Annotated in this window: 14 protein-coding genes; 13 read left to right on the top strand and 1 reads right to left on the bottom strand. The window is 33.4% G+C overall.

From position 1 onward, the window contains the following. The first annotated feature begins 20 nt into the window (after nucleotides 1–20). The 5 genes from ACKGJY_RS13110 to queG all read left to right on the top strand — a co-directional run bounded on the left by ACKGJY_RS13110 (nucleotide 21) and on the right by queG (nucleotide 6,646). On the top strand, nucleotides 21–977 hold the full coding sequence (locus tag ACKGJY_RS13110; protein ID WP_413974356.1) for a type IX secretion system membrane protein PorP/SprF: 957 nt from the start codon (nucleotides 21–23) through the stop codon (nucleotides 975–977). Between the two features lie 18 nt (nucleotides 978–995). Further along, a complete protein-coding gene (locus ACKGJY_RS13105) occupies nucleotides 996–2,882 on the top strand; it encodes an OmpA family protein (protein WP_413974355.1) in 1,887 nt (628 codons plus the stop codon). Between the two features lie 452 nt (nucleotides 2,883–3,334). Continuing rightward, nucleotides 3,335–4,357: a Holliday junction branch migration DNA helicase RuvB gene (gene ruvB, locus ACKGJY_RS13100; protein WP_413974354.1), complete on the top strand. Its 1,023-nt coding sequence runs from the start codon at nucleotides 3,335–3,337 to the stop codon at nucleotides 4,355–4,357. A 34-nt stretch (nucleotides 4,358–4,391) separates the two neighbouring features. Then, nucleotides 4,392–5,723 (top strand): cytochrome P450, encoded by a 1,332-nt coding sequence (locus tag ACKGJY_RS13095; RefSeq protein WP_413974353.1) that lies wholly within the window; start codon nucleotides 4,392–4,394, stop codon nucleotides 5,721–5,723. Continuing rightward, entirely contained in the window at nucleotides 5,720–6,646 is a 927-nt protein-coding gene (gene queG, locus ACKGJY_RS13090; RefSeq protein WP_413974352.1) for a tRNA epoxyqueuosine(34) reductase QueG, read from the top strand. Before ACKGJY_RS13095 ends, queG begins: the two co-directional genes overlap by 4 nt. A gap of 5 nt (nucleotides 6,647–6,651) precedes the next feature. On the opposite strand, the gene ACKGJY_RS13085 is transcribed toward queG, so the two are convergent. Further along, complete coding sequence (locus ACKGJY_RS13085; protein WP_413974351.1) at nucleotides 6,652–7,680, bottom strand: LacI family DNA-binding transcriptional regulator; 1,029 nt, start codon at nucleotides 7,678–7,680, stop codon at nucleotides 6,652–6,654. A 171-nt stretch (nucleotides 7,681–7,851) separates the two neighbouring features. Here ACKGJY_RS13085 and ACKGJY_RS13080 point away from each other — a divergent pair, with 171 nt between their 5' ends. The 8 genes from ACKGJY_RS13080 to sprA all read left to right on the top strand — a co-directional run bounded on the left by ACKGJY_RS13080 (nucleotide 7,852) and on the right by sprA (nucleotide 25,113). Further along, on the top strand, nucleotides 7,852–10,476 hold the full coding sequence (locus tag ACKGJY_RS13080) for a TonB-dependent receptor domain-containing protein (protein ID WP_413974350.1): 2,625 nt from the start codon (nucleotides 7,852–7,854) through the stop codon (nucleotides 10,474–10,476). A 92-nt stretch (nucleotides 10,477–10,568) separates the two neighbouring features. After that, complete coding sequence (locus ACKGJY_RS13075) at nucleotides 10,569–10,937, top strand: glutaredoxin family protein (protein WP_413974349.1); 369 nt, start codon at nucleotides 10,569–10,571, stop codon at nucleotides 10,935–10,937. A gap of 1 nt (nucleotide 10,938) precedes the next feature. Next, entirely contained in the window at nucleotides 10,939–12,270 is a 1,332-nt protein-coding gene (locus ACKGJY_RS13070) for an MFS transporter (protein ID WP_413974348.1), read from the top strand. 18 nt (nucleotides 12,271–12,288) lie between these two features. Then, nucleotides 12,289–13,215, top strand: coding sequence for a carbohydrate kinase family protein (locus ACKGJY_RS13065; RefSeq protein WP_413974347.1), 927 nt, complete (start codon nucleotides 12,289–12,291; stop codon nucleotides 13,213–13,215). Nucleotides 13,216–13,224: 9 nt separating this feature from the next. Then, on the top strand, nucleotides 13,225–14,787 hold the full coding sequence (gene gtfA / locus ACKGJY_RS13060; RefSeq protein WP_413974346.1) for a sucrose phosphorylase: 1,563 nt from the start codon (nucleotides 13,225–13,227) through the stop codon (nucleotides 14,785–14,787). A 136-nt stretch (nucleotides 14,788–14,923) separates the two neighbouring features. Next, on the top strand, nucleotides 14,924–17,215 hold the full coding sequence (locus ACKGJY_RS13055; RefSeq protein WP_413974345.1) for an NADP-dependent malic enzyme: 2,292 nt from the start codon (nucleotides 14,924–14,926) through the stop codon (nucleotides 17,213–17,215). 56 nt (nucleotides 17,216–17,271) lie between these two features. After that, nucleotides 17,272–17,853: a Holliday junction branch migration protein RuvA gene (ruvA, locus tag ACKGJY_RS13050; RefSeq protein WP_413974344.1), complete on the top strand. Its 582-nt coding sequence runs from the start codon at nucleotides 17,272–17,274 to the stop codon at nucleotides 17,851–17,853. A 6-nt stretch (nucleotides 17,854–17,859) separates the two neighbouring features. Continuing rightward, on the top strand, nucleotides 17,860–25,113 hold the full coding sequence (gene sprA / locus ACKGJY_RS13045) for a cell surface protein SprA (RefSeq protein ID WP_413974343.1): 7,254 nt from the start codon (nucleotides 17,860–17,862) through the stop codon (nucleotides 25,111–25,113). Nucleotides 25,114–25,158 lie beyond the last annotated feature (45 nt).

The following is a 25,158-nucleotide window of genomic DNA, read 5'->3' as shown; positions in this document are numbered from 1 at the left end:
ATAAAGCAAAATTTAAGACAATGAAAACATTAAATATATATCATAAAATAGCTGCTTTGTTAAGTCTGACGTTCTTGTCATTACAAAGTTTTGCACAACAAGACCCACAATTTACACAGTACATGTATAACATGAGTGTAATAAACCCAGCGTATGCAACCGCAGAAGAAGGTATTTTAAACCTTGGTGGATTATACAGAACACAATGGGTAGGATTAGAAGGTGCACCAGCAACAGGTACATTTTTTGCCCATACGCCTATTAACGATAAAATAGAGGCGGGACTATCTTTCACCAATGATAATATTGGAGATATTGTAAACGAGAATAACATATTTGCAGATTTTGCTTATGTATTACCCGTTGGTATTGAAACTAAAATATCTTTCGGAGTAAAAGCGGGTATTAGAATGTTTGATACCAACTTTAACGGTTTACAATTACAAAACGGACCAGCAAGTGGCGATAATGCTTTTAATGAAAACCTAAATAGAGCCTTTCCAAACTTGGGTATTGGTGCTTTCTTTTTTACAGATAATTATTATTTAGGAGTTTCGGCACCTAACATGTTATCAACAAAACATCTTGAAAATGAGAATGGTATCAAAGCTACAGGTGTAGAAAATGTACATTACTTTTTTACAGGAGGCTATGTGTTTGATCTTAATTCAAACTTAAAATTGAAACCCGCATTTATGGCAAGATCAGTTAAAGGTGCACCTTTAGCGCTAGATATTACAACAAATGTGTTAATTAATGAAAAAATAGAAGCTGGTTTAGGCTATCGTTTAGGAGATGCTATTAGTGCTTTGGTAAATTTTAGAATAACTGAAGGTTTAAGAATAGGCTATTCGTATGATTATACAACTACTAATTTAGGTGATTTTAATTCTGGCTCTCATGAAATATTTATTTTGTTTGATGTGGATTTATTCGGATTTAAAAACGGATATGATCGCTCACCAAGATTCTTCTAATATTTAATACAAGGAAACATGAAAAAATATACATACATACTTGCAGGCCTTTTATTAGTTAGCGGATTTGGCTTTGCACAAAAGAAAAACTTAAAACGCGTTAATAAGCTTTTTGAAATGAGAGCTTATAAAGATGCGGCAGAAATTTACGAAACTAAAGCGCGTAACCAAGAGGTGCTTCAAAATTTAGCTGATAGTTATTACTACAATGCTAGCTTACAAAAGGCTATTAAAACCTACAGAGAGCTATTCGTACAATATGGCGATTCAATAGATATTGAATACCACTTTAGGTTTGCTCAAGCTTTAAAAGGAGTAAAAGAATATAAAGAAGCCGATAAACATTTAAGGAGTTATTATAATAAACCTATAAATACCTTAGCTTTTATTGAAAAAACGGATAAAACTACACCACATACATTCAAATTAAAACAAATAGAAAACCGAAATTCTAGTAGCGATTTTGGATTGTCTTTTTATGGTGACGATAAAGTAGCTTTTGCTTCGGCAAGAAACTCAGAAAATCCAGCATATTCATGGAATAACTTACCTTATTTAGATTTATACAGCGGTACGATAAATAGTCAAAATATCTTAGAAAATGTAACACCGTTTTCCGAGTCTGTAAACACAGCATCTCATGAAAGTAGTGCGGTATTTACTAAAGATGGTAAAACCATGTATTTTAACCGAACAAATACAACACGTAAAAAAACTGATGAAGAACGTATTGCACACATCAAACTATATAAAGCAGAACTAGTAGATGGAGAATGGACTAATGTTACGGCTTTACCATTTACGTCAAATGCATATAGTACAGAACATCCTGCTTTAAGTAAAGATGAAAAAACATTGTATTTTGCTAGTGATATGCCCGGAACTTTAGGAAGTTTTGATATTTATAAAGTAGCTATTAATGATGATGGCTCTTATGGAGAACCCGTTAATTTAGGAAACACCATAAATACTAAACATCGCGAACAATTTCCATTTATAAGTAAATACAATACGCTATATTTTTCATCAATTGGTCATTTAGGATATGGTGGATTAGATGTATTTAGAAGTAATATGGTAAATGATGAATTTGATACACCAGTAAACCTTGGGAGTACTATAAATAGTCCTTTAGACGACTTTGCCTATGTGGTTAGAGAAAAAGACAATAAAGGGTTTGTATCTTCAAATAGAAGTGGATATGATCGATTGTTCGGTTTTGCACGAGAAAAAAATCCTTTAACATTTTATCAAGTTGAAGGTGTGGTAGAAGATTTAAATAGTAAAGCATTATTATCAGGTGCTTTAGTGACCTTATTTGATGAGTCAGATACTGTAATTCAAGATACTATTGTTGGAGACAATGCCCATTATATTTTTAAAATTGAACCAAATAAAAAGTATAAAGTAAGAGGTACACGTAAAGCATATATACCTCAAGATGTAGAGTTTTCTACAGATAGTAAAGGGAAAGTACAACATAATATTTACTTAAGTTTAGAGTCTTTTGCAGATGCTGAGGAGCGCGTAAAAGAAACTAAAAAAGATGTGGTACAAGTAAAATTAGATAAAATATATTTTGATTTTGATAAAGCCGTAATTCGCGAAGATGCTGCAACAACTTTAAATGTTTTGGTAGATTTAATGAAAAAATATCCGTCTATGGAAGTAGAAGTATCTGCACACACGGATGCCCGCGGACCAGACCAGTATAATTTAGAGTTATCAAAACAAAGAGCAGCTTCCACTTTAGAATACGTGGTAAGTCAAGGTATTGCCCGTAACCGATTAAAAAGTATTGGTTATGGCGAAATGCAACCACTTAATAAATGTATAAAAGAAGGAATTTGTGATGATGATGAATACGATATTAACAGACGTTGTGAATTTACAATTTTAAAGTAGCCAACCTAAATTACCTAACCAAAGCTCGAAAGCCTTTCTTTCTAACACTGTTAGAATTGAAAGGCTTTTTGTTTATATTTGAATCACCTTAAATAAGTTCGTATATTTAAGATAAATATTTTGGATGATGATTAAATTTTGGATTTTTACTACATGCGTTTTTTTGATTGTAACCTACTTTTTGCACAAAGCAATTTATAAGCGAATTAAAGGTGACATACCAATGAAGAAAAAATTAAAACTATTCAATATATATTATTGGGAAAGTTTAATTGCTTTAAGTTCAGGATCAACGTTTGTGATATTACTTATTTTAAAATCAACTAACTTATTATCTTTTTAAATAGCGCTTACGCTGCAGTTTCATTTATAATAGTAAAGTGTTGTATAGAAATAATTTAGTAAAATCATACAACTAAATAAAAGAGCTTCCCTCTTTTTCGGGAAATAATATGAACGAAAACTTAGACCCAACAGACGATAATTTTTCACCAGAGGAATTAGATGTAGAAAAAAAGTTGAGACCTCTAGAATTTGACGATTTTACAGGTCAAGATCAGGTGTTAGAGAATCTTCAAATTTTTGTAAAAGCTGCAAATTTACGCGATGAAGCTTTAGATCATACATTATTTCATGGGCCTCCAGGATTAGGAAAAACAACTTTAGCTCACATTTTAGCCAATGAGTTAGAGGTTGGTATTAAAGTAACCTCTGGTCCTGTACTAGATAAACCAGGAGATTTAGCAGGTTTGTTAACCAATCTTGATGAACGCGATGTTTTGTTTATTGACGAAATTCATCGCTTAAGTCCTATTGTTGAAGAGTATTTGTATTCGGCAATGGAAGATTATAAAATTGATATTATGATTGAAACAGGGCCAAACGCGCGAACTGTTCAAATCAATTTAAGTCCGTTTACTTTAGTAGGTGCTACAACGCGCTCAGGGTTATTAACTGCACCAATGCGTGCCCGTTTTGGTATTCAAAGTAGATTACAGTACTATAAAACCGATTTATTAACTACAATTGTGCAACGAAGCGCGATGATTTTAGATGTACCAATTTCTATGGAAGCAGCAGTAGAAATTGCAGGTAGAAGTAGAGGTACACCAAGAATAGCAAATGCGCTACTACGTCGTGTTCGAGATTTTGCACAAATAAAAGGTAATGGTAGTATTGATATTAAAATAGCAAAATTTGCGCTTGAAGCTCTAAATGTTGATGCTTTTGGACTAGATGAAATGGATAACAAAATTTTATCCACTATCATCGATAAATTTAAAGGTGGTCCTGTAGGTATTTCAACTATAGCTACAGCAGTAAGTGAAAGCACAGAAACTATAGAAGAAGTTTACGAACCCTTTTTAATACAGCAAGGTTTTATCATGCGAACGCCTCGTGGTAGAGAAGTTACCGACCAAGCCTATAAACATCTGGGTAAGATTAAAGGTAATATTCAAGGTGGTTTGTTTTAATGGATTTTAAATAAATTCAAAACCGAAATTATTTATGCCAAAACAAAAAAAAATAGCTACAGTGCCATTAAAAGCATTTCTAAAACATTCTTTAGAAATTCTTCAAAACCCGCTACCATTTCATCTTCAGAATTTTAAAACGTTAGGCGATACATTTCGATTAAAAATAGGATTAAATAACAGTGTGCTTTTCTCAAGAGATGCGGCTTTAGCGGAATATGTTTTACAAAAAAATCAAAAAAACTATCGAAAATCTAAAATTCAAACTAAAGATTTAGCCAAATATGTAGGCAAGGGTTTGTTAACTGCAGAAGGCGAACATTGGCGTACGCAACGACGTCTCATTCAACCCGCATTTCATAAAAAACAATTAGAAAACCTTTTAGAGTCTATCAAAAGTGCAGTAGTATTAGAATACAACAAAATACAACCAGAAATAGTTACAGATGTGTTCCCTATGTTTAATGATTTAGCATTTCAAACTGTTGTAAAATCATTGTTTAGTAGTGCTGTAAATCAAGAAGATATTAATCGCTTACAATATATTACCGAAGCTGCACAACGTATGATGGTTAGAGAATTACGACAACCTTATCTCGGTTGGTGGTTTGTAGCTAGTGGGAAAATTAAAAAACATACAGACTTAACTCTAGAAGCCAGAGTTATTTTAAAAGGTATTGTAAATAAAAGGCGGGCATCGGGTAAACGGGCCGACGATTTATTGGATATGTTGTTGGATGCCAAATATGACGATGGTACTGCCATGGAAGAAAAACAGCTTATTGATGAAATTTTAATATTATTTACTGCTGGTCACGAAACTACCGCCAATGCCTTGACGTTTATGTGTCAATTATTAGCAAAACATCCCGAATGGCAGGATAAGATTTTTGAAGAAATTACAACTATTGAAAATGAAACAGATGATGTAATGACAATGCTTACCACTTCAAAAATAACGCAGTCTGTAATAGAAGAAGCTATGCGATTATATCCGCCAGCATACTTTATAGATCGTGAAAGCATTAACGAAGATACCTGCAATGGTATGCATTTTAAACCAGATGAAAATATTTTATTCTCTGTTTACGAAATGCATAGGCATCCAGATTTGTGGAACGAACCAGAAGCATTTTTACCAGAACGCTTTAAAGACGGTAGTAGAAAGTTCTCTTCTCATTACTTTCCATTTGGTGCAGGTCCAAGAAAATGTATTGGTAATAACTTTGCTATGTTCGAGATGATTATTGCGCTTCACGAACTTATAAAATACTATAAAATTTATCCGCATTTTGATACTATAGAAATTACGCCACTAATAACACTAAGGCCTAAAAATGCCATATTAAGTTTTAAAAAACGGTGATTGATAACAAATCAAAATACGCAGAACACATAAAAACCGAAGCAAAACGGCTTGGGTTTTTATCTTGTGGTATAAGTAAAGCCGAATTTTTAGAGCAAGAAGCCCCACGCCTTGAAAAATGGCTAAACCAAAATATGCATGGAGAAATGCGCTATATGGAAAATCATTTTGATAAACGTTTAGACCCAACTTTACTGGTGGAAGGTTCAAAAAGTGTAGTATCATTAATATTAAATTATTTTCCCTCGGAAGTTCAAAACACAGAAAGTTATAAGCTCTCTAAATATGCGTATGGTACAGATTATCATTTTGTTATAAAAGATAAATTAAAATCACTTTTACATTTTATTCAAGATGAAATAGGCGACGTTAACGGACGTGCTTTTGTAGATTCTGCACCAGTTTTAGATAAAGCTTGGGCTGCAAAGTCTGGTTTAGGTTGGATGGGTAAACACAGCAATTTATTAACCCAACAAGTAGGTTCGTTTTATTTTATAGCAGAATTAATTATCGATTTAGAGTTAGACTATGATACCCCAGTAACCGATCATTGTGGTACATGTACAGCATGTATAGATGCTTGCCCCACAGAAGCCATTACGGAACCTTATGTAGTAGATGGCAGTAAGTGTATCTCCTATTTTACAATCGAATTAAAAGAAAATATCCCTTCAGAATTTAAAGGAAAATTTGATGATTGGATGTTTGGTTGCGATGTGTGTCAAGATGTATGCCCTTGGAATCGCTTTTCCAAAGCGCATAATGAGCCATTGTTTAATCCGCAACCAGAATTACTATCAATAACAAAAAAGGATTGGGAAGAGATTACAGAAGATACATTTAAGAAGGTGTTTAAAAAATCTGCTGTAAAACGCACTAAGTTTTCGGGATTAAAAAGAAATATCAAATTTTTAGAAAAGTAAAAAAGTTATTTTTTTGTAGACGCCCTAACAACCAAATCTGTATCTAATAGTATAGTTTTATGCGTAAAAGGTTTGCTTTTTTTTCCTGCTTTAATCTCCTTAAAAAGTTGTTTAAATGCAGCTTTACCCATTTCAAATCCTGGTTGATTTATGGTTGTAAGACTTGGGGAAATTACCGAAGACATAAACCAGTTACTAAATCCAACTATGCTAATTTCTTCTGGAATTTTTACACCCATTTGTTGTAATTCAGTCATAGCGCCTATCGCTACCAAGTCCGTATTAATAAAAATACCATCTATGTCGTCATGATCTTTTAGTAATTGTCTTGCGTTTTTTTTACCTTCTTCAAAACTCATGTCTCCACATTCACAAATATATACTAGAGATGGATCGTAAGGTAAATTATTATCCAATAAAGCCTTTTTATAACCTAGAAATCTATCTATAGAATTTTGTGGCAATAGGGCGCCTCTAAAATGAGCAATACGTTTACAGCCTACATCAATTAAGTGTTGTGTAGCTATGTAAGCCGCCTTTCGGTCATCAATAATAATTTTAGAACATTTAACAACCTTAGCAATTTTATCAAACATTACTAAAGGTTTTTCTTGAGCAATAATTTCGTTTAAATGATCAAATTTTGCGGTTCCATTAGCAAGTGATATGATAATACCATCAACTCGCTGACTTAAAAGTAATTCTACTTGTTTTTTTTCTAATTTATAAGACTCGTCAGACTGAAGAATAATAACCAAATACCCTTTTTTTTCAGCTTGTGAAATAATACCTTTAATGACATTTGAAAAGAAATGGTGAACAATTACAGGGATAATTAAACCAATAGTTTTTGATTCTTTTGTTCTTAAGTTAACTGCAAAAGCATTTGGTTTATAATTAAGTGTTTTTGCAAGTTCTTTAACTTGTAGTTTCGTTTTTTTACTTACATCAGGGTAGTCCTTTAATGCTTTTGAAACAGTTGTTATAGAAATATTTAGTTGTTCCGCAATATCTTTTAGTGTAACAATTTTCATTAGTAAAGGCAGTTTTAGGATAGCTAAAGTAAGAAAAAAATAAAATCGAAAACGTTTTCGTTGCTTTCGAAAACGTTTTCGATTAATAAAAACATAAAATGAGTTGCTAATAAATATAGATTTGATAAAAATTAACTGATTAATTTATCGAATAACTAAAAAAGACAAAAAATGAATGCAATTAAAAAAAGTGCGTTTTTATTAGTATTGATGTTGTTGTCAACAAGTGCAATTATGGCACAATCAATATCAGGAAACGTTAAAGATGAAACAGGTATACCCTTACCAGGTGTAAATGTTATCTTAGAAGGAACAACTCAAGGTGCTGTTACAGATTTTGATGGTAATTACACTATTGACAATGTAGAAAAAGGCGATTATAAACTTGCAGCTACCTTTCTTGGCTATGCTAAGTTTGTACAAAATATTACTATTCAAGATGCAGATATTACCATTAATATAACGATGAAAGAAGATGCGCAATCTTTAGATCAGGTAATTGTTACAGGGGTTGTTAATCCAAAATCTAAAATTGAATCTAGTGTATCCGTTTCTACTATGGATATTAAGCTAATAGAGCAAGCATCACCAAGAAGTACCGGAGAGCTATTTAGAAACATACCAGGTATAAGAGCAGAATCTTCAGGTGGTGAAGGTAATGCTAACTTTAACGTACGTGGTGTTCCAATTTCATCGGGAGGTTCAAGATACTTTCAAATTCAAGAAGATGGTTTACCATTAAACTTGTTTGGAGATACATCTTTTGGAAATGCCGATAACTTTTTAAGAATAGATTCTAATGTAGGTAGAGTTGAAGCTATTAGAGGAGGTTCAGCATCAACTCAAACCTCAAATGGTCCAGCTGGTATCATTAATATGATTAGCAAAACTGGTGCTACTGAGGGTGGTTCTTTAGGAACTACTTTTGGTTTGGATTATCAAACTAGCCGATTGGATTTTGAATATGGAGCACCATTAGAAAATGGATTATCTTATCACTTTGGTGGTTTTATTAGAACAGGTGAAGGCCCGAGAGAAATAGGATATCAAGGCAATAAAGGTGGACAATTTAAAGCTAACCTTACTAAAAGGTTTGATACTGGTTATGTACGTGTTTATGCAAAACTATTAAACGATAGATCTGTAATGTATTTGCCAATGCCTATGTTATTAGAAGGAAATAATGATGACCCAACATACTCTAACTTACCAGGTTTTGATATTACAAGTGATTCCCAACATTCTGCATTTTTACAACAAAGCGCTGGAACTAATCCTTTTGATGGTGGAAGACACGTAAACGACGTAAGAAACGGTAATAATCCTGTATCTCAATCTTTAGGTGCTGAATTTTCTTTTGATTTAGGTAACGATTGGAAAATAGCTGGAAAAGCACGTTACTCCAACAATAGTGGCGAATGGGTATCTCCATTTACAGCTGCTGTTGGCACAGTTGAAGAAATTGAAACAATTGCAAGAGATGCGTCAAACGCTACAGGACCATTAGTGTATTCTGATGGAGATAGAGAGGCTTTTAACCCTTCTAACGGACTAGCCCAAATTATTCATATGTTTGATGTAACCATAGACGATTTAAGTAACTTTTTCAGCGACGTAAAGATTTCTAAAAAATTAAGCGATAATTTTGGAGTAACCGCTGGTTTATTTACTGCAACTCAAAACACAAAAATAGGATGGCAGTGGAGCTCATTTATTTCAGAAGTTAAAGGTGGTGGTGAAGCAAGATTAGTTGATTTTGATGGTTTTTCAAGAAACGGTCAATATTCTTACGGCACGCCAGTATGGGGTAACTGCTGTCAACGAAGATACAACACGGTACATAATGTAAACTCTCCTTATTTAGGTGTAGATGCTGCGATTACCGAAAAATTAAACTTTGATGGAAGTGTTCGTTTTGAAAATGTTAATGTAAACGGTACAATTGCAAGTGGGCCTTCAAGCCAAGATACATTCGATTACAATGGTAATGGCACTATTGAAGGGATTGAGCAAGTGGTACCTATTATCTCCGGAGCAGCAGGTCAAATAATTAATGATAATTATAATTTTATATCTTATTCTGCTGGTTTAAACTACAAATTAAATCAAGGCTCTGCTGTATTTGCAAGATATAGTTCTGGTGCGTCAGGGAGAGCTGCAGATAGAAATAATTATGGTACAGATGGTAGAGCAGATGTTCAGTTCGATGAGGTATCGCAATTAGAGGTTGGTTTCAAAAAAAGATTAAATAATGGTGTTCTTAACCTTACTGGATTTATGAGTAATACAGATGAAGGTTTAAGTAATGAGCTTAACAGATCTGTTGGAAATCCATTTAAAGCCATAGGTTTAGAAGCAGAAACGGCACTTGCTTTTGGTGATAATTTTAATTTTAATGGGTCTTTTACTTGGACAAAAGCAGAAATAGATGGTGGCGTTAATCAAGGAAATAAACCTAGAAGACAAGCTGATTTAGTTTACAACTTATCACCATCATATAATTTTGGAGATAATACCCAGCATGGTGTTGCATTAAGTATACTTGGTACAACAAAATCTTTTGCTCAGGATGATAACGATTTAGTAATGCCAGCCTATGCTTACTTTAATTTAATTGGGAGAGCAGGTTTAACAGATGGACTTTCTCTAGTATTAAGTGTTAATAATCTTTTTGATACAGTTGGTATTACAGAGGTTGAAGGAAATGGTGATGGTGCTTTTGGTACAAACCGTTTAGTAAGAGCAAGATCTATCAGTGGTCGTTCTACAACGCTAGCACTACAATATAAGTTTTAAAAATTAAGTTTAGTTTGAGTTTATTGCTGAAAGAGTTGGACTTATTACATATAAGCGCCAACTCTTTTAAATTGGAAAATAAATTATGAATCATGCGTACTCATATCATATTAATTGTATTTATGTTAGCTTTATGTCAAGTAGCATTTAGTCAGGATAAACAAATTGATACTAAAACTGTTAACACGTTTAATAGAAACCACCTAATTGTGTATGGTAGTGATAGCTGCCATTATTGTGTAGACACCAAATTATTTTTGAAAGAAAACAACATAGCGTTTAAATATTTTGATGTTGATGTAAATCTAGAAAAGCAAAACGAAATGGTAGTAAAGTTGAAAAAGTCTGGAATATCTCTTGATGCTATATCACTTCCAATTATAGATTTGTACGGAAAATTAATTATGAATAATGCTGCGGATTTTGATGGCTTTTTGAAAGCAATAACCAAAAAAAAATAAGATGAACATGGCTAAACCAAAATTGTCCTTTTGGCAAATATTAAATATGAATGTTGGTTTTTTTGGTATTCAATACAGTTTTGGTTTGCAGCAAAGTGCAGTTACACCAATTTATGATTTTTTGGGTGCCAGTCCAGATCAAATTCCAATTTTACACCTAGCTGGCCCAGTAACGGGGTTGTTGGTGCAGCCTGTTATTGGTGCATTAAGTGATAAAACGTGGAGCCCCCGTTTTGGTAGACGAAAACCTTTCTTTTTAATCGGAGCCATTTTGTGTAGTCTTACTCTTTTAGCATTTCCCTTTAGTAGTTCATTATGGATGGCAGCTGGGTTACTCTGGATTTTAGATGCTGGTAATAATACAGCTATGGAACCTTACAGGGCTTTAATTGCTGATAAATTAGATGATGAGCAGCAACCAACAGGTTTTCAAATGCAAAGCTTTTTTACGGGTTTAGGACAAGTGTTAGCTAACGTGTCGCTTTTCGTTTTCCCATTAATTTTTGTAGGGATGACAGGTGCATTACCCACTTGGGTTTACGCTTCTTTTTTCCTAGGCGCATTTTGCTCAATAGCGTCTATTTTATGGAGTGTTAGTAAAACTAAAGAGATTCCACCAACACCAGAAGAATTAGCAAAATTAAAAAGTGTAAAGCAAAGTGTTATAGGGCCTTTGTTAGAAATAATAGTTGCCATAAAAGACATGCCTAAAGTAATGTGGCAGTTAGCTCTAGTATATTTATTTCAGTGGTATGCTTTATTTTGTTATTGGCAAAACTCTTCAAAAAGTGTTGCCCTTTCTGTTTGGAATGCCACACCAGATGATAAAGTGGCTTACAGTGAGGCTGTAAGTTGGACAGGTTTGGTAAATGGCTGGTATAATGTTGTTACATTTTTAGTAGCTTTTGCATTAGTAGGTTTTGCAAAAAAATACAGCCCAAAACGCGTACATGCATTTTGCTTAATAATTGCAGCTGTTGGGTTTTTGGTTTTTCCAAATATCGAAAATAAAAACCTGCTATTTTTTGCTATTACAGGCTTTGGTATAGGGTGGGCAAGTATGATGGGAATTCCTTATCTAATGGTCGTGTCAGAAATTCCAAAAGAGCGTTATGGTGTTTATATGGGTATTATTAATATGATGATTGTAGTACCTATGATTTTACAGACCTTATCTTTTGGTTTTATCTTAAAGCATTTTTTAAATAACGATCCGCGTTTGGCAATAACATTTGCAGGTGTTCTTTTAATTATTAGTGCAATTTTAACACTGTTTATAAAGTCTAAGAAAGTTTCTGGAGACATAATAAAAGTAACAACATCTGCACACTAAATTTTAATATATAGTATTATGAAAAACATAGATATTCTATGTGTTGGAGAAATAGTAGTAGATTTTATAGGCCATCAAACTGGGGAGCTTATAAATAATACAAGAGATTATCATAGGTATTTAGGCGGATCGCCTGCAAATGTGGCTATGAATTCTGCTCGATTGGGCATAAAATCAGCAATGGTAGCTACAGTAGGTAAAGATGGTTTTGGAGAGTATATTTTTGACAAACTTAAAGTTGTAGGTGTAAATACAAATTATATAAAAACCATAAAAAACAAGCCTACAAGCGTCATATTTGTATCAAAAACAGATAGCACCCCAGATTTTATTCCTTTTAGAAAAGCAGATTCGCATATATCAGAAGATCAAATTTCAACAGCATTATTATCAGAAACAAATATATTCCATACGACATGTTTTGCATTAAGTAAAAACCCAGCACAAACATCTATATTAAAAAAAGCAGAAGAAGCCTTTAACTTGGGTTGTAAATTAAGTATTGATGTTAATTATGCTGAAAAATTATGGGACAGTCAAGACGAAGCACTCAAAGTCATAAAATCGTATTGTAAATTTAATCCTTTAGTAAAAATCAGTGAGGATGATATGCTAAGATTATTCGGGCAAAAATTACCGCACAAGGACATTTTTAACTTCTTTCATTCAGAAGGCGTAGATACTGTGTGCTTAACATTAGGTAGTAGCGGTGTAAAACTATCTCAAAAGAATAAAGACCTTATTCAACTACCTGCAATACACATTGATGTTGTACAAGACGCAACAGGTGCGGGTGATGCATTTTGGTCTGGCTTTTTGTTTGCTTACATAAAAGAAAAACCTATAGAAAAATGCTTGGAAGTAGCACTACAACTAGCAGCGTTAAAGCTTCAAAATGTAGGTAGATTGCCAGACAACATAAATATATTATCAGAGCTTTTATAAACTTAAATAATGTTAAAAAAAACTAATATATTAAATGGCGTTATGCTTAATGCATACCCAGATAGTATTGGCGGCACATTGAAAGATACTATCAATGTGCTTAAAAAACCAGAGTTTAAAGATGTATTTTCATCGTTTTATATACTTCCTACTTTTTTTAATAGTGATTTAGATAGGGGGTTTTCAATAATAGATTATAATCTTAACGAAGATTTAGTATCCAAATCTGATTTAGAAGATTTAGAGCAGCTTAACATTCAATTAAAGTTTGATATTGTTTTAAATCATTTATCAGTAGCATCGTCTCAGTTTAAAGATGTGTTAGAAAAAGGAGAACAGTCTAAATACAAAGATTTTTTTATCAATTGGAATAAGTTTTGGGAAGGTAACGGGACCATGGGAGCTGATGGGGTAATTATCCCGAAAAAAGAATTTCTCGATAAATTATTTATGCGAAAAGCTGGTTTGCCAATATTGAAAGTGCCTTTTCCTGACGGCACAGAGAGACCCTATTGGAATACATTTTACCAAAAAATAAATACGGATAAGAGTATTTTGGGTCAAATGGATGTGAATGCAAAATCAGAATTAGTTTGGGAGTTTTATGAAGAAACACTACAAAAGGTTAGTGGCTTTGGGTGCAAAATATTAAGATTAGATGCATTTGCTTATTTGCATAAAGAAATAGGACAATCAAACTTTTTTAACAAACCTGGTACTTGGCAGTATTTAAAACGTATAAGAGATATTGCAGATAAAAATGATTTAACGCTTTTGCCTGAAATTCATGCAGAATACGGTTTGCATTTACACGACGAGGTTGCAAATGAAGGGTATCCAATCTATGACTTTTTTTTACCCGGATTGATGATTCATACTATAGAAAATAAGGATAATAAGGCATTATTAACTTGGGCAAATGAGATTATTAATAAAGGATATAAAACTGTAAATATGCTAGGGTGTCACGATGGGATTCCTGTTTTAGATTTAAAAGGAAAAGAAGTTGGTGGTATATACAATAAAGGTTTATTAGAAGATAGTGAGATTGAAACTATAATGAATACTATATTAGATCGTGGCGGACGTGTAAAAAATCTTTATGATGCATCTGGCAAAAAAGTATCATATTATCAAGTAAATGCTACATTTTTTAGTGCCTTGGGAGAAAATGAACAAAAATTACTTTTAGCTAGAGCGATACAACTGTTTATGCCTGGGACTCCTCAGGTTTGGTACTTAGATATTTTTGCTGGAAAAAATGACTATCGGGCTGCTGATAAAGCAGGAAACGGCGGGCATAAAGAAATAAATAGAACAACACTATCTTTAGAAGATATAGAGAAAGGTTTAAAAAATGATAGTATTTTAAATCAATTAAAACTTTTAAAGTTGAGAAATACGTCTGGTGTATTTTCTGGAAATATAAAAATTAAAGAATCTTCTCCAAATATTATAGATATAAAATGGAAAAAAAATAATGATTTTGCTCACCTTAAAGCAAACTTAAATTCTCTAAAGTTCGAGATAGTTTTTTCAGAAGAGGGCAATATAAAATCTATGTTTTTTTAAATTCTATACATCTAAAAATAAATACGGTTGATATGATTTTTGATATACCATTAAAAGAAATATCAATTTTTTAAAAGATTAGGGGTTTCCTTCTTAGGATTCTTATATTTGTTCGTTTAGTTAATCATCTATTATTATGAGCGAAGAAAGTAAACGAAGAGAAGCATTAATATACCACGCAAAACCTACCCCAGGAAAAATAGAAGTTGTACCAACAAAAAAATACGCAAGCCAGAGAGACTTGTCTTTGGCTTATTCTCCAGGTGTAGCAGCACCTTGTTTAGAGATTGAAAAAGATAAAAACAACATCTATCGTTATACAGCTAAAGGAAATTTAGTGGCTGTTATTTCAAACGGTACAGCAGTTTTAGGTTTGGGTAATATTGGTCCAGAGGCCTCAAAACCTGTAATGGAAGGAAAAGGTTTGCTTTTTAAAATTTTTGCTGATATTGATGTATTTGATATAGAAGTCGATACTGAAAATGTTGATGAATTTATTAAAACTGTAAAAAATATAGCACCAACATTTGGCGGTATTAATCTTGAAGATATTAAAGCGCCTGAAGCATTTGAGATAGAAAGACGCTTAAAAGAAGAGCTTGATATACCTGTAATGCATGATGACCAGCATGGTACTGCTATTATTTCGGCAGCAGCCTTAATAAACGCATTAGAGCTTGCTGAGAAAAATATAGAAGATGTACAGATTGTAATTAGTGGTGCAGGTGCTGCCGCAATTTCATGCTCACGATTGTACCAATCCTGTGGTGCTAAGCGCGAAAACATGGTGATGTTAGATAGTAAAGGGGTAATTCGTGATGATAGAGGGAATCTAACCTCTCAAAAAGCAGAATTCGCCACACATAGAAAAATAGATACGCTAGACGAAGCCATGGTAGATGCCGATGTGTTTATTGGGCTATCTATGGCAGATATTGTAACACCAGCAATGCTTAAGGTTATGGCAAAAGACCCTATAGTTTTTGCTATGGCAAACCCAAATCCTGAGATAAAGTACCAATTAGCTGTAGATACAAGAGATGATATTATAATGGCTACAGGTAGAAGCGATCATCCTAATCAGGTAAATAATGTATTAGGATTTCCTTTTATTTTTAGAGGAGCACTAGATGTACGTGCAACAGCAATTAACGAAGCAATGAAAATTGCTGCAGTTAAAGCTTTAGCTGAATTAGCAAAAGAGCCTGTACCAGAGCAGGTTAACGTAGCTTACGAACAAACACGTTTAGCCTTTGGTAGAAAATATATTATTCCAAAACCTTTTGATCCGCGTTTAATTGCCGAAATACCTCCAGCTGTTGCAAAAGCAGCCATAGAAAGTGGTGTTGCTAAAGAACCAATTACAGATTGGGATAAGTATAAAGATACATTACGCGAACGTTTAGGTTCTGACAATAAATTAGTGCGATTACTTTTAAGTCGTGCAAAATTAAATCCTAAACGTGTAGTATATGCCGAGGCAGATCAATTAGCAGTGTTAAAAGCTGCTCAAATAGCTTATGAAGAAGGTATTGCTGTCCCAATATTACTAGGTAGAAGAGAAACTATAGAAGATTTGATGAAGCAAATAGATTTTGAAGCTGATATCACTATTCTTGATCCAAAGACAGAGGAAGAAAACGAGCGTAAAAATAGATATGCCAAGGTATATTGGGAACAAAGAAAACGTAGAGGTGTAACACTTTATGCAGCACAACGCTTAATGCGAGAACGTAATTATTTTGCTGCTATGATGGTGAATGAAGGTGATGCAGACGCGTTGATTTCGGGGTATTCTCGTAATTATCCTTCTGTAGTAAAACCAATGTTAGAGCTAATAGGTTTAGCAAAAGGCGCTACTAGAATTGCGACAACCAATGTAATGATGACCAAAAGAGGGCCTATGTTTTTGAGTGATACCTCTATAAATATAGATCCTTCAGCTAAAGACTTAGCTAAGATTGCTGTTATGACATCTAAAGTGATAAAAACATTTGGTTTCGAACCAGTAATCGCAATGATATCATATTCTAACTTTGGGTCTTCAGAAAACGAAAGAGCTTCAAAAGTAAGAGAAGCTGTGGCGATGTTACATCGTAACTACCCAGATTTGGTAGTTGATGGCGAATTGCAAACCGATTTTGCATTAAACGACGAAATGTTAAAAGACCAATTTCCGTTTTCTAAACTAGTAGGGCGTAAAGTAAATGGGTTGGTGTTTCCAAATTTAGATTCAGCTAATATCACCTATAAATTATTAAAGGAGCTTAACGAAGCAGATTCAATTGGTCCAATAATGATGGGTATGCGAAAGCCAGTTCATATATTACAATTAGATGCAAGCGTGGATGAAATTGTAAATATGACAGCTGTAGCCGTGATAGATGCACAGAATAAGGAAATGTGGGAATTGGAAAAAGAGATGTAGTACCATTAAAACGTAAATAATTTTATTACATTTGGCTGATTAAGAGGGAAACAAACATGATTACACATATCCAAGGTAAGCTTATAGAAAAGAATCCTACAGACGTTGTAATAGATTGCAATGGCGTAGGGTACTTGTTAAACATTTCCTTACATACATTTTCTCAAATACCTGATAAAGAGCATTTAAAGCTATATACACATCTTCAAGTAAAGGAAGATTCGCATACGCTTTTTGGCTTTTCGTCTTTAGCCGAACGAGAAATTTTTAGGTTATTACTTTCGGTAAGTGGTATTGGTGCTAGTACAGCAAGAACTATGTTATCCTCATTAACACCAAAACAAGTACGAGAAGGTATTGCCTCTGGTGATGTAGCTCTAATACAATCTATTAAAGGTATTGGTGCAAAAACAGCACAACGCGTTATATTAGATTTAAAAGATAAAATTCTTAAAATTTATGATATTGATGAAGTTTCGGTTTCTAAAGACAATACCAATAAAAATGAAGCGTTATCTGCTTTAGAAGTTCTTGGTTTTGTTAAAAAACAGGCTGAACGTGTTGTAGACAAAATTATGATATCGCAACCAGATGCTACCGTTGAAACCATCATTAAACAAGCCTTAAAAAATTTATAATAGATTTTGAACATAACTACCCAAAGCTATACTAAACAAGTCAATACGTTTTTTGTCTTTTGTGTTTTTTTACTTGTATCAACATCCATATGGGCACAACAACCTGCACAAGATTCTACCAAAACAGGATTTAGTTTAGGTAATATTAAAATTCCAAAACTTAATGGTATTGAGTCTAAATACACGTACGACTCTATTACCGATAGATACATTTATACTGAAAAAATAGGAGAATTTAATATTAACTATCCAATAATATTAACGCCTAAAGAGTATAAAGATTTAATTGCCAAAGAAAATTTAAAGAGTTATTACAAAGAAAAAATAGATGCTTTTGATGGTAAAAAGAAAGGTGCTGAAGATGAGCAGAAAAACTTATTACCAGAATTTTATGTAAACTCAGGGTTTTTTGAAACTATTTTTGGAGGAAATACTATAGAAGTAGTGCCACAAGGTTCTGTAGAAATGGATTTAGGGGTGTTGTTTTCTAGACAAGACAATCCTTCTTTTTCTCCTAGAAACAGAAGTAATTTTACCTTTGATTTCGACCAACGTATCAGTTTGAGTTTATTGGGTAAAGTAGGCACACGTCTTCAAGTAAATGCGAATTACGATACACAAGCCACGTTTGATTTTCAACAAATAATAAAATTAGAATACACACCTACTGAAGACGATATAATCCAAAAAATTGAAGTTGGTAATGTAAATATGCCACTAAATAGTTCTTTGATTACGGGTGCACAGAGTTTATTTGGTGTTAAAGCACAACTACAATTTGGTAAAACTACAATTACAGGTGTTTTTTCTGAGCAGCAGTCGCAAGGCAATACAGTGGTAGCACAAGGTGGCGGTACCTTAGAAGAATTTGATTTTTTTATTAGAGACTATGACGAAAATAGACACTTTTTCTTAGCCCAATATTTTAGAGACACCTATGATGAAGCTTTAAGAAATTATCCGTTTGTGAATAATAGAGGGCTTCAAATTACTCGATTAGAGGTGTATATTACCAACAGAAGTAATAGAACAGATAATGTTAGGAATATTGTGGCATTACAAGATCTTGGTGAAAGTGATAAATTATTTTCTTCAGCTGTTACCTCTACCAGTGCTCCTGGAGCTTTTCCTGATAACGAAAACAACAATTTAGATCCTACGGCTATAGGAAGCGGGTCTATTCTAACAGAAGCTATAAGAGATATTGCTACAGCGCAACAAGGTTTTGGAGCTATTCAAAATAACGTAGATGAAGGATCAGATTTTGGTAAAATAGAAAATGCTAGAAAATTACAAAACGGACAAGAATATACTTTTAATGCAGAGTTAGGGTATATCTCTTTAAATCAGAGATTAAATGCCGATGAGGTGTTAGCAGTTGCATATCAATTTACTGTTGGCGGACAAGTGTTTCAAGTTGGTGAGTTTGCTAATGATGGTATCAATCCTAGTGAGGTAAGTACTAATGGCCAAGGCGAAGTTACACAAGTTAACAATAAAGCACTAGTACTTAAAATGTTAAAAAGTAGTGTTACCAACGTGCAACAACCTATTTGGGATTTAATGATGAAAAATATTTATGATACAGGTGCTTTTAACCTAAGTCAAGATGATTTTACTTTAAATATTTTTTATAATGAGGCGTCGCCTTTAAACTTTATAACACCGGTTGAAGGCACAACATTTCCAGCCTTCGACAACCATACGCCTGCTAATACTCAAGACGATAAAGAAATTGAAGAAACTACTTTAATTCGACTTTTTAATCTAGATAAATTAAACTTTAATAACGATCCGCAAGGTAATGGAGACGGTTTTTTCGATTTTGTTCCAGGCATTACAGTACAACCCCAAAACGGAAAAATTATTTTCACAAAAGTGGAACCCTTTGGGCGTTACTTATTTGATGTTTTAGATGATGATGGAAACCCCAACAATAATGATTTTGAGTACAGTCAAGAAACCTTTACAAATCCAAATCAAGAAAAATACGTCTACGATATTCTTTATAAAAGCACAAAAATCGCTGCTTTAGAAGAAGCCGAAAAAAACAAATTTAGATTAAAAGGGCGTTACAGTTCTAGCGGTGGTGGCGACGGTATTCCAATAGGTGCGTTTAATGTGCCTAGGGGTTCTGTAAGAGTAACTGCTGGTGGGCGTCTTTTGGTAGAAGGTGTAGATTATACCGTAAATTATCAATTGGGTCGCGTACAGATTTTAGATGAAGCCCTAAAGGCTTCTAATACGCCAATAAATGTTTCTACAGAAAATAATGCAGTGTTTGGGCAACAAACAAGGCGCTTTACTGGTATTAATGTAGAGCATAAGTTTAATGATAATTTTGTACTTGGTGGTACACTTTTAAATCTTAACGAACGCCCAATTACACAAAAAGCAAACTTTGGGTCAGAGCCTACCAATAATACTATTTTTGGTTTTAATACTAATTTTTCATCCGAAGTGCCTTTTCTAACAAGAATGGTAAACAAATTACCAAATATAGATACCGATGTACCATCAAACCTATCATTACGTGGTGAATTTGCATATTTAGCTCCAGGCGCACCAAATGGTACAGATTTAAATGGTGAAGCAACATCATATATTGATGATTTTGAAGGCACACAAAACGCTATAGATTTAAAAGCGCAACAATCTTGGTTTTTATCTAGTAGACCAAAAGACTTAAATGGCGATGGAATGGATGATCCTGAAGATATGCCCGGGATAAGCAATGGTTATGGTAGAGCAAACTTAAACTGGTATACTATTGATCCTATTTTTTACAGTGCAAGACGTCCAGATGGGGTTACAGATGAGGATTTATCAAGTTTATACACTAGCCGTGTGTTTATAAACGAATTATTTCCAGAGCAAGATTTAGTACAAGGACAAAACTCTATATTATTTACTTTAGATTTAGCGTATTACCCAAATGAAAGAGGGCCTTATAATTTTCAACCAGGAAGTGAAAATGGAGAACTAGTTGATTCACAAAATAGTTGGGCAGGTATTACACGCCAGTTAGCAACAACCGATTTAGAACAAGCAAACGTTGAATATATTGAGTTTTGGTTACAAGATCCATTTCAGGAAAACCCATCAAATCCAGGAGGTAAATTAGTGTTTAATCTTGGTAATATCTCTGAAGATATTATAAAAGATGGTAGAAAGTTGTATGAAAATGGATTGCCAGTTGATGGAGATGTTACAATTCTAAAAGAAAATCCAACGGCTTGGGGTACAGTTGTTCCATTAAATCAATCTTTAGTATATGCTTTTGATACTACAGGAGAAGAACGCACTAATCAAGATGTAGGTTATGATGGATATAGTGATCAAAATGAGATAGATTTTGTAAGACAAAATAATGATATTGATGATGATTTCGCAAACTTACAAGATCCCTCCAACGATAACTATACATTTTTCTTAGATACCGAAGGTGGTATTTTTGAGCGTTATAAAAAATTCAACGGTGTAGAAGGTAATACGCCAGATGTTTTTACAGATACCCAACGCGCTAATAATCCACAACCAGACGTAGAAGATATTAATAGAGATAACACAATGAATACCATTGATAGTTATTTTGAATACGAATTAGATATTACCCCTGCTACATTAAATCTTAATAATGAATTTATTGTGGATACTAAAAATGTAGAAGCAGAAAGTGAAGATAATAGGAGATTACTAGAAAACGGCGACGTTGTATTCCCAAAATGGTATTTGTTTAGAATTCCAGTAACACAAAGTACTAGAGCGGTAGGGGGTATTACAGATTTTAGATCCGTACGTTTTGTGAGAACATATTTAAAAGACTTTAACCAAAATACAGTATTCCGTTTTGGAACTTTAGATTTAGTAAGAAGTGATTGGAGACGATATAACCAAACGTTAGCTTTTGATGATGATGATCCGTCTGATGATGGTACCGATTTTTCGGTAGGTATTGTTGGTACGATTGAAAATGAAGGCTCTTATGTAAGACCTCCAGGTATTGAACCAGAGCAGCTATTCAATAATAACACAGTAGTTAGACAAAACGAACAATCATTAGTTGTTAATGTATGTGAATTAGAAAGTGATGATTCTAGAGCTGTATTTAAAAACATTAATATTGATATGCGCCAATATAAGCGCTTAAGAATGTTTTTACATGCTCAAGATGATGGCAATGGATTTACTGATGATGAAGATGAACGCTTGGTTGGATTTATTAGAATTGGTAACGATTTAAATGACAACTATTACCAAATAGAAGTACCGTTAGTAAAATCTCAAATTGGATCTCTAAGGCGTGATGAGGTATGGCCACTAGCAAATGAAATAAATTTATCACTTGATGTTTTAGGTAAAATAAAATCGGAAAGTATTGCTAATGGTACAATAAATAGTGGCGAGCCTACTTTTTATGATGTAATTAATGATGAGATTGGAGACCCTTTAATCAATCCACTAGCTGGTTATGTTATTGGGCAACAACGTGTAGCTATAAAAGGAAATCCAAATTTTGGTGATGTAAGAACCTTGATGGTGGGTGTAAAAAACGCCACTGCAAGTAATGCTTGTGCCAATGTATGGTTTAACGAATTACGACTATCAGATTTAGACAATGAAGGTGGTTGGGCAGCAGTAGTAAGCATGGATACAAATATTGCAGATTTTGCTAATATTAGTGCAACAGGTAGGCAAAGTACTTCTGGTTTTGGTGGTTTAGAACAAGGTCCGAGCGAACGCGCCTTAGAAGATGTACAACAATATGATGTTGTAACCAATGTAAACGTAGGGCAATTATTGCCTAAAAAATGGGGTGTACAAGTGCCTTTTAACTATGCCATAAGCGAAGAGCTAATTACGCCTAAGTTTGATCAGTTTTATAAAGATTTAAAACTACAGGATCGTGTTGATGCAGAAGATACGCAACAAAATAAAGATCGTGTAAAAGAACAATCTGAAGATTATACAAGACGACAAAGTATCAACTTTATTGGTGTTAGAAAAAATAGAACTACTGATAAAACACCTCGTTTTTATGATATTGAAAATTTCACATTCAACCATTCATTTAATAAAGTAGAACATCGTGATTTTGAAATTGAAAACTCAGTAAATAAAACAGTGAGAACAGGTGCTAATTATGCCTTTAACTTTAATCCAATCACAGTTGAGCCTTTTAAGAAAAACGATTCTTTGTTCACAGGTAAATATTGGAAATTCTTAAAAGAATTTAACGTTAACCTATTACCTACAAGTTTTGCAGTGAATACAGATATTAATAGACAATTTAACCGTCAAAAATTTAGAGAAATCGATTTAGCGGGTAATAATATTGGAATAGAGGAGTTATTCCGAAGAAATTATACATTTGATTTTCAGTATACTATAAATTATAATATTACAAAAGCGCTACAATTAAACTTTACCGCAGCAAATAATAATATAGTTAGAAACTACTTTTTAAATGACGATTTTATTGCAGGCGAGCAAGACCAACGTTTAGACGTATGGGATGGGTTTTTAGATATTGGCGATCCTAACAGGCAAACCCAAAGTTTAGGGGTAACCTACCAACTGCCTTTAAATAAAATACCAACCTTCAGCTTTATTGATGCCACTTATCAATATAATGGTGATTTTCAATGGCAAAAAGGATCAGACTTATTTGGGCAAACTTTTGGGCAAGATGTGCATACTGTGCAAAATTCAAATGTTCACAATCTAAATACAAGTTTAGATATGAGACGCTTATACAAATACATTGGTTTAGAAAAGAAACCTACCAGAACAGTACGAACAAGAACAAGAACTGCTGGTGGCCCTCCAGGAGCAAAAACTAAAGATGTTAAAAAACTAAAAAGTAAAAATAAGTCAGGTACTAAAATTTTAAATGCAGGTATAGACATTATTACGAGTGTAAAACGTATTCAAATTAATTATTCTGAAAATAATGGCACGTTTTTACCAGGCTATACGAGAACACCTGGTTTTGTTGGGACTTTAAAACCATCGTTTGGATTTACATTTGGTTCGCAAGCCGATGTAAGACAAGAAGCTGCCAGAAGAGGATGGTTAACCACATTTCAAGAATTTAACCAACAATTCGCCCAAACACACAGTGAGCAGTTAGATATTTCGGCGAGTTTAGAACCTGTACGAGATTTCAAAATTGATCTTACAGGAAATAAAACGTATTTTGAGAATTTTGCAGAAAACTTTAGAGTAAATCCTGCAACTTTAGCTTATGAATCTTTAACCCCAAACACCTTCGGAAACTTTAATATTTCTACTGTAATTATAAAAACAGCCTTTGGAAGAAGTGACGAAACAACCTCTGATGCGTTTAATGATTTTAGTGCAAACCGCCTTACTATTGCAAGACGTATAGCAGCATCTAGAGGTGCCGATGTTAATGATGTAGATGCCGATGGCTTCCCTAGAGGTTTCGGAAAAAATAATCAAGCCGTATTATTACCAGCATTTTTAGCAGCTTACAGCGGTCAAGATGCAAATAGTGTAAAACTCGGCGCTTTTAGAAGCGTACCTATACCTAACTGGGATATAAAGTATACAGGATTCATGAAATTTAAATGGTTTAAAAAGACGTTTAGACGTTTTTCTATAACCCATGGCTATCGTTCTAATTACAATATCAATCAGTTTCAAACTAATCTAGATTTTACAGCACCAGATTTTAATTTAGATTTTGATAGTCAAGATCCAGAAACTAAAGATCAATCTGATAATTTTAAAAACGAACGCTTGTTCAGTAATATCAATTTAACCGAAATGTTTAGTCCGTTAGTAAGAATAGATATGGAAATGAAAAACTCCATGAAAATACTAGCAGAGGTTAGAAAAGACAGATTACTTTCCTTAAGTTTTGATAATAATTTACTAACTGAAGTACTTGGTAACGAATACGCTTTAGGCTTAGGGTATCGTATTAAAGATGTGCGTATTAAATCTAAATTAGCAGGCCCAAAAAAGCGTATTGTAAGCGATTTAAATATGAAGGCAGATATCTCTGTAAGGGATAATAAAACCATAGTTAGATACCTAGATTTAGAGAATAACCAAGTCACGTCTGGTCAAACTATTTGGGGGCTTAAATACTCCGCAGATTATGCATTTAGTAGAAATTTAACAGCAATTTTCTATTTTGATTATGCTTTTGCAGATTATGCTATCTCTACAGCATTTCCTCAAACAACAATTCGTTCTGGTTTTACGCTACGATATAATTTCGGTAACTAAAATTTCTCGCTTTCTAAAGGTGAGTTTTTATAAAATATTTATATT

This window comes from Hyunsoonleella sp. 2307UL5-6, assembly GCF_047345485.1.
Taxonomy (GTDB): domain Bacteria; phylum Bacteroidota; class Bacteroidia; order Flavobacteriales; family Flavobacteriaceae; genus Jejuia.
The sequence above is the reverse complement of the archived record's forward strand: the minus strand, read 5'-3'. Positions and strand labels throughout refer to the sequence as shown.